Origin of the sequence: Mesorhizobium japonicum MAFF 303099, assembly GCF_000009625.1 — a bacterium.
In the GTDB taxonomy this organism is placed as follows: domain Bacteria; phylum Pseudomonadota; class Alphaproteobacteria; order Rhizobiales; family Rhizobiaceae; genus Mesorhizobium; species Mesorhizobium japonicum.
In genome coordinates this window covers 5,190,504-5,206,695 of record NC_002678.2, presented here as the reverse complement: position 1 = coordinate 5,206,695, position 16,192 = coordinate 5,190,504, and the positions used below count along the sequence as shown (strand labels likewise).

Here is a 16,192-nt window from a genome sequence, read left to right as displayed (position 1 = left end):
CGAAGGGGATTCCCAAGGGTCTGCAAATCAGATTCAAGATGCTGGCTGGGAGAAGGAGGCCGGCATGGATGGGCAAGCCATATTCAAACGATCTTCGGGACCGGGTTGTCGCTTCGGTTGAGCAGGAGGGGCTTTCGCGCCGGCAAGCAGCGGCGCGTTATGATGTCGGCATCAGCTCGGTAATCAGATGGGTGGGGCGCTTTCGAGAAACAGGCAGCGTCAGCCCCGGCCAGATCGGTGGACACAAGCCCAAGAAGATCCGCGGCGCCCACCGCGACTGGTTGGTTGAGCGCTGCCGCAATGAGGCCTTCACCTTGCGTGGGCTGGTCGCGGAACTGGCCGAACGCGGCCTGAAGGTGGACTATCGCTCGGTCTGGGCCTTCGTTCGCGAGGAGAAGCTTAGTTATAAAAAAAGACGCTGGTCGCGGCCGAACAGAGGCGTCCCGACATCGCGCGCCGGCGTCAGCAATGGTTGAAGTATCGCGCAGCGATCGATCCTTCACGCCTGGTGTTCATCGGCGCCGTTGCGCGGCTGGGCGCCGGTCGGGGAGCGGCTCTATGCCGAGGTCCCGCACGGCCACTGGCAGACCATGACTCCTGGCGGCACTGCGCCATGATCGCCTGGACGCGCCATGGCTGATCGACGGACCGATCAACGGCGAGCGGTTCCGGCTCTATGTCGAGCAGGTTCTGGTTCCGACCCTTAAACCCGGTGACATCGTGATCATGGACAATCTCGGCTCGCACAAGGGCAAGGCAATGCGCCGCGCCATTCGCGGCGTCGGTGCCAGACTCCTGCTCCTGCCGAAATATTCGCCCGATCTGAACCCGATCGAGCAAGCTTTGCCAAGCTCAAGCACTGGCTCAGAAAGGCGGCGCGCCGAACCGTCGATACTGTCTGCAGCGCGATCGGCGAAATCCTCGATGGCCTCACCGCAACCGAATGCAACAACTACTTCGAAAACGCCGGATTTGTTCAACCTAAAATCATCCTGCTCTAGGGTTCACAACAGCATGACCGGATCATGGGGAACTTGTGGGCCGCTTGCTTGCGGAGAACTGGGTGGCGTCACCGACACCCGTACGCTCCGGCCTGGATCTGCTTGATCAGGGATTGATAAATTCGACGCGTCGCTCCCGTGCTGCGAGAACCCTCCTCATACTGGACCAATTAAAATCTCCAAAAGTGGCAGTTTAGTTTGGACCAGTGAACTGCAATATTGGCTTGCAGTCAGGGAAGCGATCGTGACTGGTCGCGCCGGTCATGGATTGCTTGCGCTCGAACTGATGGAGTTGCCTGGATGTTTGAGGGTCCCATCATCGACGCTCGAATTAAGAGTATTGCATCGGGATTTAGAGCCGTGAGCGTCTACGTCGATGCCACTTCAGCTGAAGAAGGACGTTTCGATCCCCGATTGCTTGGTGAAGCCTGCGATTGCGCGTTGGCGGATGGCCCGGCTTGGGCAGAAGCTCATCTGGCGAGTTGGTCCGACGCCTACGCCGTCTTTGGCGCGAAGCCTAACCGTACGCCGTGCTCAGCCCAGGCCCTCAGAAAGCGGGTTCTGAAAGACGGCACTCTTTCGACGATCAACCCGATCGTCGATCTCTACAACGCCATCAGCCTGAAATACGCAGTCCCGGTGGGTGGAGAGAATTTTGACGCCTATGTCGGAAGACCCCACCTGACGGTCGCTGACGGGAGTGAGACGTTCGACACCATGGTGAATGGAGAGGCGGTCAACGATCCTCCCTTGCCCGGTGAGGTCATCTGGCGCGACGACATTGGCGTCACCTGCCGACGCTGGAACTGGCGACAGGGCACTCGAACCCGCCTGAAGACCCTAACAGGCCGGATGTGGTTCGTACTGGAGGCGTTGGAGACCATGCCGGACGATGCATTGGCAGAGGCGACGGATGCCATGGTCGGAGGGCTGAATGCCTTGATGCCTGGCTGCAAAATCGCGAGCCAAGAAATTGCCATCGCCGGATGAGGTTTCCGGTCGAGCGAGTGGATCCATGGCCGCCCGGGGCATCCGGCGCGATCGATCCGATCGAGATTATCAAGGGCTGAGAGAATGAATGTCGATCTCCATCAGTTGCTCATCGTCTTTGCTGCATATGTCATTGCCGCGGGGAGCCCCGGCCCGAGCAACATGCGCATTATGGGGGTTGCGATGGCGCGCGGCAGAGGTGCTGCGCTCATGCTCGCCTCCGGCGTCGTCAGCGGCTCGATCTTTTGGGGTTTTATGGCCTCCACCGGCATCTCCGCCCTGTTGGCCAGGTACGCCCAGGCACTGCTCGTTCTGCAGGTTTTCGGGGGGCTTTACCTGCTATTCCTCGCCTTCAGGGCGGGACGGTCGGCGCTTACGTCGAACGAGAAGCTGGCGGTGCGCGCATCGACCGACCAAGTCGCTCTTTCGCGGGGTGAGCTCTATAGGAAGGGCCTCTTGATGCATTTGGCGAACCCAAAATCCGTGCTGGCATGGATCGCGCTCGTCACGCTGGGGATCGGTCCGAATTCATCGTGGCAAAGCATCGCAGCGATATTGGGTGGCTGCGCCATCCTAAGTGTCACGATATTCTGCGGCTACGCCATTGTCTTCTCCACACCGCCTATGGTGGCTCTATATCGCCGCTGCCGCCGCTGGATCGAAAGTCTGTTGGCGATGTTCTTCGCGTTCGCCGGGCTGCGTATGCTGCTTTCCCGTATGTAGTTTCGAAAGGAATGGATGATGACTTTGTTTCGCGGCCTGTCGGCGTTCCCCCTTACGCCAACCGATGCGGAAGGGCATGTCGACACCGAGGGTCTGGCTCGTTTTCTCGAGCGTATTCAACGCGCCGGAGCGGACTCCATCGGCCTTCTGGGGAGCACGGGCGGTTATGCTTACCTCACCAGGGAAGAACGCAAGCGTGCCGTTCAGGCTGCCGTGGAATGCATCGGCGGCAAAACGCCTCTTGTCGTGGGTGTGGGTGCATTGCGTACCAATGAAGCTCAGGCTCTGGCGCGCGATGCCAAATCCGCTGGCGCTGACGGCCTGCTCCTGGCACCGATGTCCTACGTTCCCCTGAACGAGGACGAAGTCTTCCAGCACTTCGTCGCGGTGGCCGAGGCGGGGGAATTGCCTTTGTGCATATATAACAATCCAAGCACCACGCGCTTCACATTCAGCGACGCATTGATCGCCCGGCTGTCAGAGGTGTCCAACATCGTCGCGGTGAAAATGCCTCTGGCGGCGAATGACGATTACGCGGGGGAACTGGCACGTTTGCGGTCGATGACGCCTGACACGTTCACAATCGGATACAGCGGCGATTGGGGCGCGGCGGATGCCCTGCTTGCCGGATGTGACACCTGGTACAGCGTTGCGGCAGGTCTGCTGCCGGTCCCGGCGCTTGCGCTGACGCGTGCAGCGCAGTCCGGCGACGCGGTGGAGTCCACTCGGTTGAACCGCGCTTTCGGGCCGCTCTGGACCTTGTTCAAACACTACGGCAGCTTCCGCGTTATGTTCGTCATCGCCGACTACCTCGGTCTGGCGCACGTCCAGCCACCGCGCCCTATTTTGCCGTTGCCGGAGGACGCCGGAGATGACATTAGGCAGGCATTGGAGAAGCTCGAATAGCCGAGCACAGGGCATGCCCAGTGCAACTGCGTGCGGGCGAAGATGTCGAGCGGGAACTGCCGGTCCTCTCGACCTTTCTCGGCCACGCCAATGTTCGCGACACCTACTGGTATCTATCCGCCGCGCCGGAGCTAATGACCCATGCCGCGCGACTGCTGGATGAGCGGTGGGAGGTTCGCTCATGAGTGCCTCGAACGATCTGGCCGTGCTGATCGAGCGGTGGTTCACCGATCGGCTCATGCGACATCGAGGCGTAAGCTCCAACACCATCGCCTCCTATCGCGACACCTTCCGGCTCCTGTTTGCATTCGCGCAGACACGCCTTGGCAGGTCTCCGTCGCAGTTGACACTGCGGGATTTGGACGCGCCTTTCATCGGTGCATTCCTGGAGGACCTTGAGACACTGCGATCCGCCTCAGTGAGGACCCGGAACCTCCGCCTCACGGCCATTCGGTCTTTCTTCAGATATGCGTCGTTCGAGGAGCCGGCCCATAGCGCCCAGATTCAACGCGTGCTCGCGATCCCGAGCAAGCGATGCGACAAGCGACAGCTTCAGTTTCTCACCAGGCCCGAGATTGAAGCGATCCTGGCCTGTCCGGATCGCAGCACATGGCTGGGACGGCGTGATCACACTCTGCTGTTGCTGGCCGCGCAAACGGGGTTGCGGGTCTCGGAGATCATCGATCTCGACCGGGACTCGGTGATGCTGGGGCACGGTGCCCACGTGCGATGCGTTGGCAAGGGCCGCAACGAGCGAAGTACGCCGCTCACCAAGGTTGCACAGCAAGCCCTTCGGGGCTGGCTCAACGAGCCCAGGAAGCGGGGCGCAACGGCTCTCTTTCCGAACACGCACGGCGGCAAGCTGAGCGCCGACGGCGTGCAGGCGCTGCTGAACAAATACCCAAATAGAAGGGCGTCTCAAACCAAAAGGCACGGACATCAAACGCCATCAGAGCCTCGCCGCTACCCCCGTGGCGGAAGGTTGCGTACAGACTTGCCGCACAGAACCCCAAGGCGAGTGAGCACGCGATGCTAATGGCTATGTTGGGGGACGTCGTTTTTGTAGAAGACATTGTTCCATGGCCGAATTAGCCGTGCTGATGCTGCGCTTGCTTCAGACACCGAACCGAGGTCGCGATGCCGACGCTCGACAGATCGATGCCGCAGCGGGTGGTGCGATGCTTGCATCGCGCCACCCGGCAGACGTGGATTTTGAAAGTTTCACTAAGCAGCTACGTCGACGGCCAGGGAATTGGAAACAGCAAGGCCGTGAACGGAATTCGGGAGAGGAAGCGTTACTGCCATGGCCGAGACCTCAACGGCCGGTGCGATCTCTGCTTCTCCTAGCCTCCATTAGATCCTCTCGGGCGTGATTGTAGGAGTGGCTTATGTCCCGGCCGACTTGACCACCCCGCTGCAGCTGTTCGTGGGAGGTTTGCGGGCCAACTGTATCACGGACTGCAGCCCCAATACCTGCTATGTGGGCGTCCAGATCCGCACTGCGTTCCTCTGCTGCATGCCGCGGAGGAGGCATCTGCGGCAAGATGTCTTGCATGCCGGGAATTGAGTGAGCTTGGCCCTGTTGATTTGGATCTAACTGGTGATACATCGCGTACATAGCATTGGATGCTGTCGACCTGACGTGGCCATCCGGATCGGTAGCCAATTCAGCGGCCTGATCAAAAATGCGAGCTTTATTTTCAGCGTTAAACTTGCTGAAGTTTTGCGCAGCGTAAAGCGCTCCGATAGCTTGCGAAGGTGGATCCATGTTGCCAATGCGATTAACAATACTATCTTGTGTCTCTGGCCGAAGGTAATGAGACACGTTACTGACTGCTCTGAATTGCTCCAATGCTACTTCATCCGAGGTGTGTCCCAACCCGGCAGTCAATTTATCTCCCAGATCGACGGCTGATCGTCCAAGCTGATTGGTCCGCGTTTCAAACTTCGCGAGGTCAGTTTCTGGCTCGGTTCGAGTGCCCCGAACGGCTATGCGCTCTCGCCTCCCGAGTTCTTTGAAGGTCCCAAGATTTCGCGCTGTATCGCGCGGGTTTAGCGCTTACCAGCCGTTCTGCAACATCGGTCAATGGTCCGTATGGAAGGTCACGGAGGGTACTGCGATTCCCCACGTCTTGGGATGAACTTGCAGCTGCGCGTGCCCGTTTGTTATCGCGATCCATTGCTCGGCCTCCAAAGTCGTTAAGTTACCCAATCAGGGTACCACCGACGCTTGACCTGCTAAACCGATATGAGGTTACAGTTGTAGTCTGGCAGAAGCTTCTCCCAACTCTGGGATACGCCGAGAGCCGTAACCGGGGCAGATTTCCGGGCGGAAGGGGTTTGCGGCGAGAGCGTTCGTGATTCACCGTTTGCGTGACGCATCAGGATCGTCTCGTAAAAGAGAGTCCGTCGCGATACGCCCCGCGAATGACGATGGTACCTTCGGCTTGACTTATCCTTCGCGCTCTGCGGGTCCGACGAGAAAATCAGCCTACCCTTGCTGAGACTACCTGCGGAGGACTTGCCGCTACGGCGGTCCTGCTCGATCTCGTACTTGATCTTCTGCCCATCAACGAGGTTTGAAAGTCCAGCCCGTTCTACAGCTGGAGTATGGGCGAAAACGTCCTGACCGCCGTCATCGGGCTGGATTAAGCCAAAACCTTTGGTGCTGTTGAACCACTTCACTGTTCCGGTCGCCATATCTGTGTATTCCTCTGTGGCCAGTGCGAACCAGACGGGCCGTGAAGCCGATCCTGTTCATATTTCGTAGAGTTAAACCCAGCAAAAACCAGAATTACCCACCTCGGGGTTGCGGCGCGAAAAGCCATTGCTCTGTTTGGGAACGCACCGAACAGGTGCCGGTGACCTTGAGCGCAACGCGCTGCAAGACGCTCGAGTGCCGAGGAATCTCTCCGACAAGGATACGTCTGAGCCGCCCAGTATGCCGGCTCGGCAACCACTCGAATGGATCGAAGCCGATCTGCAAAACGGATGGTGAGAGCGGTGGCTCGTTTCCAACCCATCCTGTCTCACCAGCGCGGACGCCTGGACGGATGTCAACGCCGGAAAAAGAACCGCATCGATTGGTCCCGCTTGCGGCCAGCTCCAGTCGGCCGCTCGATCGCAAGCGTGGTTCGAGGAGGAAGCTCTCCCAGGTGCAATGCGAGGAGACGCTGGTCCAACTCCTTGTCGGCTGCCGTAAGGCGGTGGTTCAGGCGAAGGTAGTCCATCCAGGTCGGGGTGCGGAAGGTTTCTGTCCAACGCGAAGGCTGCTGGAGGTCGCGCTGGAGATTCCAGTGTCGCGCACCAACGCCGCTTTGTACTCGCCGCCGTTCCCGCATCTGCTCCAGGAACGCTTCGACATTTGCTTCGGGTATTGAATATTCGATCTTGGCGACGATCGGCCCGCTTCGGGGCTTCAAATCCAGGGCAACCTGAGGCGTTTCGAAGCCAAGAGGAGCCTGATCGGAATCTTTCCATTGACGGATGGGCAGCAGGAAGCCGGTGCCAGCGACCAGCAGCAGCGCGCCACCTGAAAGCTCCAGAGCCGAGCTCAGCGAATAGCTCTCGACCACCGTACCCCACAGCCAGCTGCCAGCCGCGATGCCGCCGGATGAAAGGGCGTAATAGATCGAGAGCGTGCGACCAACGACCCACCTTGGACTCGCCAACTGGACGCTTACGTCCAGCCCGGTCCAGGTCACGACCCAGCCCGCGCCGCCGAGCGCCAGCGCGATAGCCGCCACCGCCACCGAGGGGGTGAAAGCAAGCGATAGACAACAAGCCGCACAGGCGATGCACGACAGTGTCGTCAAACGTTCCTGGGACAGCCTCCGTCTCAGAATGTTGTTGCAGATGCCGGCGAACAAGGCGCCGGTCCCGAAGCCGGCCATCAGGATGCCGTAAACGACTGGCCCTCCCCCCAGCTGATCGCGGGCGACGAGAGGCAAGAGCGCTAGTATAGAGATGCTCGTCAGCCCAAAGAGGGCACCGCGGGCAATTGCTGCCTTGATTTCGGATGACAGGGCAGTGAAGCGCGCTCCGTCATGGATCGCCGTGGTCAATGGTTCACTCGGCAGCGGTGACGGGCGAACTTGCCATTTGCAGCGCCCTATGGTCCACAGCAGCATCAGATATGTAAGCGTCGCCACTGCGAAAGCCGTCAAAGGGCCAAAGGAAGCAACGACGACTCCACCGAGAGCGGGACCGATGCTTCGGACGGCGTTATATCCGACCGAAATAAGCGTGACGGCGGCCGGAACATCGCGCTTTCGCAGGATATCGCCAACCGACGCGTGCCAGGCGGGGTCGGTGAAAGCGGCGCCTACTCCGGCCAAACAGCTGAATGCAAGAACCATCCATGGATTGAAAATTCCGAGACCTGCAAGAACAGTCAGCATCGTCGAGGACGATGCTATCACGCACCAGCCAGCGAACATGAGATTGCGGCGGCTGTAATTGTCCGCTAGGGCGCCGGCGATAATTGACAGGAGGAATGTGGGCAAGGTTGTCGAAGCCTGCACCAAGGCGACCATCACATCCGATGTCGAAATGGTCGCCATCAGCCAACTGATGGCAACCATTTGAATCAGCCACCCTAGACTGGATACCTGTGTGGCAATCCAGATCGGACGGAAAGTTGAATTCTCGAGCGGCGGGAACGTTGCCGATGACACCGGATTAACTTCTTCACGCGCCACCCCGCTCATTGGGCCGAGCCTCCCTTCGCTGCCAGTTGTATGAGATTTCTCCCCGCCCACGTGCCCATGGAGGAATGGCAGGATCAGGGCATTTTATCTGCGCAACGCAAGTTATTTTTGCCTGGCCGATGCTGTGGCAGAACCGAATGCTTCCGGTGGAGCTATCGTTCCGCTATGCGGGACGAGACCGGTTCGATCCTGTCGCTCTCGATCCCCGACCACGTTACAAGAATCGTCAGTTTGACGTTCCTTAGCGTCTCCAACCAAGCCACGTCCTGGGCATCGACTTCCCTTCTGGTGATCACGAGCTCCCGCGCATTGAACCGCCTCGCCAAGGTGGATCAGTAGTCATCTTTGGCGTAGGTATTCAGCAGCCTGCTAGGCGCCCGCCGCCACGTGCGGGCGACGCCGGCATCAACCGGCGGGCAGATGCGCCGAGGGCAACAACCGCGCCTGACGCAACGCCGCCAGATCAGCCGAGCCGGTGCAGAAGCAGGCAACGGCCAACTGGCGGATGACGATCTCGAAATGCGCGACAACCGCCTCGGTGGACACCGTCGCCGCGCGCAGCACGCCGGCCGCCTGCCCGGCGATGTCCGCGCCCAGGCGGATGGCCTTGGCCACGTCGACGCCGTCGCGGATCCCGCCCGACGCGATCAGCTTCACAGTTGGCAGCGCCCGACGTACCGCCTGCACGCTGGCCGGGGTCGGAATCCCCCAGTCGGCGAACGCCATCGCCACTGCACGGTCGGCGGCATCGCGGGCGCGCTCGCCCTCCACCGCGGCCCAACTGGTGCCGCCGGCGCCGGCGACATCGATGACCGCCACGCCCGCCTTGACGAGCGCGCAGGCCACCGAGGCGGACAGGCCCGACCCCACTTCCTTGGCCACAATCGGCACGTCCACGCTGCGCGCGGCGCGAGCGATCTGCGCCAGGACGCCGCGCCAGTCGCGGTCGCCCTCCGGCTGTACCGCTTCCTGCAGCGCATTGAGATGGACGATGAGTCCATCGGCCTCCAGCGCATCCACCGCCCGGCACGCCAGGTCCAGGCCGTCGGCCTCGCGCAGTTGCGCGGCGCCGATATTAGCCAGCAAGGGAATGTCTGGGGCCATGCGGCGCAGCGCGCGCGTCAGCCCCTGGGAGTTGCGGGATTGCAGGCTCACGCGCTGCGAACCGACGCACATGGCGATCCCCAAGGCTTGTGCTGCCTCGCTCAGATGCCGGTTGATGGCCTCGGCGCGTAGCACGCCGCCGGTCATGGAGCTGATCAGCAGCGGCGCGCGCATGGTCTTGCCCAGCAGCGAGGCGCGCAGGTCGATCTGCGTCAGGTCCAACTCGGGCAATGCGCAGTGTTCGAAACGGATGTACTCCCAGCCGGCGGCGACCGTGGCCGGCGCCGTTCGCCGATCCAGCACGATGTCCAGATGGTCGTCCTTGCGCCGGCTCGGGATGTTGTCGCTATCGCTCATGCTCGCTCCATCCGTCGCATCGGGGGACGGCGTTGCATCGGATCGGACCGACGGCAGCGCGCGCACGCAGCCGCATCCCGCCGTTCAGGCGGGCGCACGCTGGCCTCCCCCCGCAGCGTCGCTGGGGTAGCGGCTGGTCGAGGTCTGGTAGTACTGCGCGCGGATGGCCGCCATGGCCTCGATCAACGCTCCCCACGGCGCGGGAAAGCGTTCTTCCGCCATCACCCGGTGCAGCATGCGCGTATGGCCGGCCAACTCGTCGTTGAGGAACTCCACCACAGGCATAGCCGGATAGCGCTGCCGCAGCAGGATCGCCGCGTTGTCGGCCTCGCCCGCCGACCTGTCCTTGTCGCGTCCATGCAGATCGTTCTGCAGGCGCCCTATCGCGGAGATGAGCCGCAGGACCTGGCGAAACGCCGGACGCGCGCGCAAGGTCGCCATGTCCAGCCCCCACAGCAACGACAGGCAACAGAACACGTTCGTGTAGGCGATCGAATCGATGCCGTTGTGCAGGTACTCGGCGTAGGACCAGCGTTCCGCCCCTACCGCCTGCGCGTGTCCGGCGCGCAGCGCCGCGCAGTAGCACCGAGTGTCGTCGAGCAGCCGAGCATAGTCGCGACGATCGTAGGCAAGCGCGGCCAGCGAAGCGCGCAGAGCAGCGCAGCCCTCGAATCCGGGGAGCGCGCACGGCACGCCCTGCCCCAGCGCCTGCTCCACCGCGGCGAGCTCCTCCGGCGCGATCAGGCCAAGGTCGTTGCAATCGTCGAGCCAGAACAGCAGCGCCAGTTCGCGATAGAACGCCACGATCAGCGTTTCGGCCTGCGGATCGCGGCCAGTGCGGGCGCAGGTGTCGCGCAGGCTCGGGTGGATGCGCTGCAGGATGTACTGGCCGCCCCTGACCGCTTCCACGGCATGCTCGTCGGCGAACCCTGTCAGGGAACGCCCCCACTCCAGCACCTGCTGCAGCGCGCGTTCGGTCTGGATCATGGCGCCGCTCCTGCTCCCTCGGCCAGGACGCGCCGCCCCCAACGAAGCGCCAGCCACAACCCGGCGAGTTCGGCCACCCGCACGACCCGGGTGGGGCAATACAGTTCCTTGCCGATCCACAGCGCCGTCTGCGGCAATGCATGCGCCACATGGCGAGCGAGCATCCACTCCAGCGCACGCGCCACCGCCTGCGCGATGCGCCGGCGCCCTGTCGGCTCTTCGCTCCCGTCCATGACGTGCAACGCGAACAGCGCATAGGCGGTTTCCTCAAATGAGGACGCGCGACCGGCGCCCCAGCCGCCGTCATCGCGCTGCGCCTGCAGCAGCGCCGCCAGCGCGCGCTCGTCGCGCCACTGGGGCTTGCCTTGCGCCAGCGCAGCGACCGCATGCGCGGTGGGATACAGCCACGAAACGTGCCATTTTTCGTTGTCCCATAGACCGTGCGGGTTGCGATTGGCCTCGACGTAGTAGCTGGTGCCGGCGGCGGGCTTTCCCAACAGTCGCAACGCATGCAGGGCATGGATGTTGGTCGACACCGAGGCATTGCGCTCGCCGGGGAAGGTGACGAATAGCTCGCCGATTTCGAAATCGCGCAGCGCATCGACCGGCGGGTCGCGACCTGCAAGGCGCAGGACGCACAACGCAACGGAGGTGTCGTCGGCATCGGCTGCGAAGTGCAAGGCCGGGCCCAGACCGCGCACGCCCATGCGGGCGTCGAGCTGCGCGACGATCACGCGCACGGCATCGGCGAACGCGGGATGCGCGAACAGCCCGGCCAGATGCAGGGTGTACAGCGACCAGCATGGCTCGAACACATTGATCGGCCAGACGTTGGGAACGACACCTTCGATGCCGCTGCGCGTCGCCCGCGATGCCGCCTGCAGATACGCGTCGGTGCGCCCGACCTGCGGCGTGCTCCCATGTGTTACGGCGTGCGCACGCCACGCGGCGGTGGCCGCCGGACTGATGCCAATGCTGCCGTCGTCGTCGGGGCATGCGGTGGTCGGCGACGTTCCCCAGGCTTCCCAGGAGTGCAGCAACGGATGGCCGCTCGGCAACGTCGCCACCGCCCCCAACTTGACAAGGCACGCCTGCCGCAACGGCAACAGCGCCGGGTGGCGCGGAAACCCCACGCCGCCCAGCAAGGATGCGGCCTCGCCGCACAACTGCGGCAGGATCAGCTCCGCGCCGATCGGCGCGTCCTCCGGCACCGAATGCGCGTAGGGATCGGGCTGGCGCTCGAGGAACCGGGTTGCAGCCTGGACTGCGTCGGCCGCGCCGGGAAGAGGATCGGCACGCTGCAATGTCAGCAACGTCGCCCAGGTGGGCGCATGGCGGAACAGCGGGAAGTCCGCGCTTCCCCATCCGCCATCGGCCTGTTGTTGCGCGATGAGCCACGCGTATGCGTCCTGCCGATCGGTGACGTTGCCGTGGAACTGCAGAGCTCGCGCCGTGTCGTAGACGGACGGACCGACGCTGCCGCCGTCGCTCATCTCGATCAGCAGGTGGCGCAATTCGGAAAGGATCTGTTCGGACAGCGCGTTCACGCGGTATGTTCCTTCTGCAGACAGTTGACGGGAACCTGGATCGGGCAGACGCCGCGCACGTCGCCGCAGGCCCGTCGCGGCCCGGCGCACGGGCAGCGCCGGACGGCCGCCCTGCTCCGGCGCGGCGACGCGCCCCATGCTGGGGCCGGTCCGCCGCATAGGCTTGCGCGCAGCGCGCCGCGTGAGCCGCGGCTGTGCTGGGCAACCGCTGCGATCGCCGCCGCCGACTTGGACACAGTGCAGCATGCACCGCTCACGCCGGCCGATCGATCGCAGCGGCACAGGGGCGACTCCATGCGGACGGGCGCGCTCATGCGCATGGCGCGTGCTTGAACAGATACGCGTTGGCCCGTTGCAGCATCTGCGCCAACCGTTCCGCACGCGTTCCCAGCGGGGGGATGGCCTCCCCGGCGTCGCGCAACAGATCCAGCGCCAACTGGCGCGCTGCCTGCAGCCCCATGATCGACGCACAGGTCGGCTTCTGCGCCGCCGCGTCCTTGCCGGGGGTCTTGCCCAACGTCGCGGTATCCGCTGTCGCGTCGAGAATGTCGTCGACCACCTGCAACGCCAGGCCGAAACAGGCGGAGTAGCGATCGAGCGCACAGTACAGCGCAGCGTGGGCGGCATCCTCCGCGATGGCGCATAGCGCGCCCATGCGAACGGACGCGCGCACTAGTGCTCCGCTCTTCATCCGGTGCATCGCCACGATCCTGTCCAGCTCGACGTGCTTTCCTACCAGCGACAGATCCATGGCCTGCCCGCCTGCGGCACCCTCGGCGGACACCGCCTGCGCCAGTTCGCGCACGAGCGCGATACGGTTGTCGCTCGGCGCATCCAGGCTCGCCAGGGTCAGGAAGGCGTGCGCCTGCAGCGCATCGCCGACCAGGATCGCAGTGGCTTCGCCGAACTTGACGTGCACGGTCGGAAGGCCGCGGCGAAGCACGTCATCGTCCATTGCGGGCAGGTCGTCGTGGACCAGGGTACAGGCGTGCATCATCTCGATGGCGGCGCCGACATCGTCGAGCATGGGCGCCGGCGTGTCGGCCAGTGCGCCGGTAGCCAGACAGAGCAAGGCGCGGGTGCGCTTTCCGCCATGCAAGGTGGCGTAGCGCATCGCCGCCATCAGCTCGGTCTCACCGTCGTCTTCGGCGCAGAGAAGACGCGCCAGCGCCTGTTCGACCCGCCTTACGCCGTCCTGCATCCAGATCTCCGACGGCAGCCTGCCGGATGCGCCGCGCGCCTGCGCGTCGTCGTGTAGCGTGGAATCGGTCTGCATGTCGTTCATGTCCTTGTATCTGGCACGGCCACGGCGAGCGTCCGAGCCGCCGCGGTGTTGGCGGGGTCGCACCGAGCGCGCGCGCCGAGTAGCTGCCTCGCCACACGGGGCATGCGATGCCAGCTCATGAGAATCCGATGCGGATTTTCATGGACGGATGTGCGGTCGGGAAATAGCGCCGACCTTTTTCGACGGCGCTCAGCAACCGCGGCCGCACCCCGGCCTTGTGCATGGTCAGTGCCAAGGCGATGCAGAACTGCACCATTTCCAGCCATACCAGGTGGTAACCGATGCAGACGTGTGGGCCGGTACCGAACTGCAGCATGTCCACCGGCCGGATCGGCTCCGTGCGTTGCAGCCACCGTGCCAGGCGGAACTGATCAGGCGCCTCGTGCAGCAGCGCAGAGGTCGAGAAATGCAGCAGCGGGATGCACAGAGGGGTGCCCGCAGGAATGCGCCGTTGGCCGAGTTGCAATTCCTGCAGCGCGCGACGCGGCAGGAGCGTGGTCGCCGGATGCACGCGCAGCGTCTCGCGGAACAGCGCCTCGGCGACCGGACACTGCGCCAGGTCCGCGTGCCGGGTCGGCACCGCGCCCACGCGTTGCGCCTCCTCGACCAGGGCGTCCCATAGCCCAGGCTGCCGCGCCAGCTCGATCACCATCCAGGCCATCGTCGAGGCGGTGGTGTCGTGACCGGCAAGCAGCAGCAGGCGGATATTGGCGACCAGGACGTCGTCGGAGAGCGCATCGTCGCCGCGATCGAAGGAGCTCACCATGTCATTGATCAACCCAGTGCGCGCGGCATGTGCGCGCGCGTCGCGGACGAACTGGCGCAACTGCGCGTCGATCCAGTCGCGGGCGGCGCGGCCGCGCCGCAAGGGCAGTCCAGGCAGGTCGACCGGGGGCGCGACGATCAACTGCAGCAGTTGCCGGTATTTGCGATGCCATCCCGGCAGGTCCTGCGCTGGGATTCCCATGAGGCTGAAGATGAGCTTGAGCATCAGGTCGCCGGTTTCGCGCAGGATGGTTACGTCGCCGCGGTCGCGCCACGCCTGCACCCGCGCCTGGATGACGGGCGCGAACAGGTTGCCGATGCCGGCTTGGGTCAGCCCCTTGGGCAGGAACGCCGCCTTGATCGCGTCGCGCGCCTGCCGGTGCGCGCCGCCGTCCTGGGCGACCAACGTTCCGCCAAGCAATTCGGGCGCGATCTCTTCGATCAGCGCCGAGGACACGTCCTTGTGCCGGAGCAGTGCAAACGCATCCGGATCCACGCAGGTCATCAGGTGTCCGGCAGGGCCGAAATCCAGCCAGAAGTGGCTGCCCAACGTCCGTTCCGCGCGCCGCAGCAGGCGCGGCAGGTCGCATACGATGGCGGGAAGATGTCCGACCAGGGGGAAAGCGCCGGGCACGACCGGGATGTCGTCCCGCAGCCGGTGCCGACGGTCCAGCGGGTTGAGCAGCATGTCCATCAGCAGCGCGGCCCCGCGGCCGCTTTGGCGGTGTCGCCGGCAGGCCGCGCGGCGCGGCTGTTGCCACCGTCGGCGTACGTCGGCACATGCGCCAGCATGCCGCCGTCGATGCACAGGACCTGGCCGGTGATGAACGCAGCATCGTCGGAGAGCAGGAACGCCACCAGCGCGGCCACGTCCTCGGGGCGGCCGACGCGCTGCAGGAGTTGGTGCCGGCTCAGATGCCGTTGCATGCACTCGTCCAGCTTGGCGAGGAGACGCTCGGTCATGATGAGACCCGGCGCAACCGCGTTGCAGCGGATCTGCGCATGACCGTACTGGGTGGCGAGCGAGGCCGACAGCATGTTCATCGCCGCCTTCGACGCGGCGTAGGACGTCTGCGCGGTGTCACCGCTGAGCCCCTGGCACGACGACATGTTGACGATCGCGCCACCGCCGCGGGCGATCATTCGTGGGATGGCCTGCCGGCAGCAGAGCAGCGTGCCGCGCAGATTGGTCGCCATGGTCTGATCCCAGACCGCCAGGTCCAGGTCGAGGATCGTGCGGTCGCGCGGTGTCAGATGCATGGCGCTCGCGTTGTTCACCAGCAGGTCGACCCCACCGAAGTGCCGCTCCGCCGTCTCGAACAGCGCTGCCACCGCCTGCGCATCGGCGATGTCCATGGCCAGGGCCAGCGCGTGGCCCGCTTCGGCCGCGATCTGCGCGGTGCAGGCGACGGCCGCCGAGCCATCAATGTCGGCCACCACCACTCTGCCGCCCTCGCGCGCGATGGCGAGGGCGCATGCCTTGCCGATGCCGGCGCCGGCGCCGGTCACCACGGCCACCTTGCCTTCAAACCGTCCTCCTGGGTTGCGTTGGTCTTTCGCGGCATGCCGCTCAGCCTGCGCCGGAGAAGGCGCAGGGTCGGCGCTGGCGCGCTCGCCAGCGTCGCTTTCGATGACCCGAATGGCGGCGACCGGACACTGGCTGGCCGCGAGCCGCGCGGCGGCGTGCAGCGCCTGCGGGACCGTCGCCACGCACACTTCCGCCACGCCGTCCGGTTCGCGCTGGCGAAAGGTGCCCGGCAGCGTCAGCACACACTGCCCGGTGGTTCCGCATAGATCCTGATCGATCACGACGCGCAT

General features: G+C 64.0%; 11 protein-coding genes and 4 pseudogenes. 6 read left to right on the top strand and 9 right to left on the bottom strand.

What is annotated here, in order from left to right; all coding sequences use genetic code 11:
* The first annotated feature begins 68 nt into the window (after nucleotides 1-68).
* The 6 genes and pseudogenes from MAFF_RS38315 to MAFF_RS26030 all read left to right on the top strand — a co-directional run bounded on the left by MAFF_RS38315 (nucleotide 69) and on the right by MAFF_RS26030 (nucleotide 4,656).
* A pseudogene (locus MAFF_RS38315) lies at nucleotides 69-1,001 on the top strand (IS630 family transposase).
* Between the two features lie 300 nt (nucleotides 1,002-1,301).
* Nucleotides 1,302-1,991 (top strand): B3/B4 domain-containing protein, encoded by a 690-nt coding sequence (locus tag MAFF_RS26045; protein WP_010914003.1) that lies wholly within the window; start codon nucleotides 1,302-1,304, stop codon nucleotides 1,989-1,991.
* Nucleotides 1,992-2,075: 84 nt separating this feature from the next.
* The gene (locus tag MAFF_RS26040) at nucleotides 2,076-2,714 is read left to right on the top strand and encodes a LysE family translocator (protein ID WP_010914002.1); all 639 of its coding nucleotides are present in this window, start codon (nucleotides 2,076-2,078) and stop codon (nucleotides 2,712-2,714) included.
* Between the two features lie 18 nt (nucleotides 2,715-2,732).
* On the top strand, nucleotides 2,733-3,620 hold the full coding sequence (locus MAFF_RS26035) for a dihydrodipicolinate synthase family protein (RefSeq protein ID WP_044551355.1): 888 nt from the start codon (nucleotides 2,733-2,735) through the stop codon (nucleotides 3,618-3,620).
* Between the two features lie 29 nt (nucleotides 3,621-3,649).
* Nucleotides 3,650-3,805, top strand: a pseudogene (locus MAFF_RS38310) (tyrosine-type recombinase/integrase); the annotation flags it as partial.
* Nucleotides 3,802-4,656, top strand: coding sequence for a tyrosine-type recombinase/integrase (locus MAFF_RS26030; RefSeq protein WP_010914000.1), 855 nt, complete (start codon nucleotides 3,802-3,804; stop codon nucleotides 4,654-4,656). The pseudogene MAFF_RS38310 and the gene MAFF_RS26030, both read left to right, overlap by 4 nt.
* 1,460 nt (nucleotides 4,657-6,116) lie before the next feature.
* Here MAFF_RS26030 and MAFF_RS26020 read toward each other — a convergent pair.
* The 9 genes and pseudogenes from MAFF_RS26020 to MAFF_RS41340 all read right to left on the bottom strand — a co-directional run.
* A pseudogene (locus tag MAFF_RS26020) lies at nucleotides 6,117-6,320 on the bottom strand (cold-shock protein); the annotation flags it as partial.
* Between the two features lie 356 nt (nucleotides 6,321-6,676).
* On the bottom strand, nucleotides 6,677-8,329 hold the full coding sequence (locus tag MAFF_RS26015; RefSeq protein ID WP_044549218.1) for an MFS transporter: 1,653 nt from the start codon (nucleotides 8,327-8,329) through the stop codon (nucleotides 6,677-6,679).
* 405 nt (nucleotides 8,330-8,734) lie between these two features.
* A complete protein-coding gene (fni, locus tag MAFF_RS26010) occupies nucleotides 8,735-9,790 on the bottom strand; it encodes a type 2 isopentenyl-diphosphate Delta-isomerase (protein ID WP_010913998.1) in 1,056 nt (351 codons plus the stop codon).
* Nucleotides 9,791-9,874: 84 nt separating this feature from the next.
* Nucleotides 9,875-10,777: a terpene synthase family protein gene (locus tag MAFF_RS26005; RefSeq protein WP_010913997.1), complete on the bottom strand. Its 903-nt coding sequence runs from the start codon at nucleotides 10,775-10,777 to the stop codon at nucleotides 9,875-9,877.
* On the bottom strand, nucleotides 10,774-12,324 hold the full coding sequence (locus tag MAFF_RS26000) for a hypothetical protein (protein WP_010913996.1): 1,551 nt from the start codon (nucleotides 12,322-12,324) through the stop codon (nucleotides 10,774-10,776). Before MAFF_RS26000 ends, MAFF_RS26005 begins: the two co-directional genes overlap by 4 nt.
* Nucleotides 12,325-12,634: 310 nt before the next feature.
* Nucleotides 12,635-13,600 carry a polyprenyl synthetase family protein gene (locus tag MAFF_RS25990; protein WP_010913995.1) on the bottom strand — a complete coding sequence of 322 codons (966 nt, stop codon included), beginning with the start codon at nucleotides 13,598-13,600 and terminating at the stop codon, nucleotides 12,635-12,637.
* A 124-nt stretch (nucleotides 13,601-13,724) separates the two neighbouring features.
* Complete coding sequence (locus tag MAFF_RS25985; RefSeq protein WP_006329090.1) at nucleotides 13,725-15,068, bottom strand: cytochrome P450; 1,344 nt, start codon at nucleotides 15,066-15,068, stop codon at nucleotides 13,725-13,727.
* Nucleotides 15,068-15,892 carry an SDR family oxidoreductase gene (locus MAFF_RS25980; RefSeq protein ID WP_027033417.1) on the bottom strand — a complete coding sequence of 275 codons (825 nt, stop codon included), beginning with the start codon at nucleotides 15,890-15,892 and terminating at the stop codon, nucleotides 15,068-15,070. Before MAFF_RS25980 ends, MAFF_RS25985 begins: the two co-directional genes overlap by 1 nt.
* Nucleotides 15,893-15,910: 18 nt before the next feature.
* Nucleotides 15,911-16,192, bottom strand: a pseudogene (locus MAFF_RS41340) (ferredoxin); the annotation flags it as partial.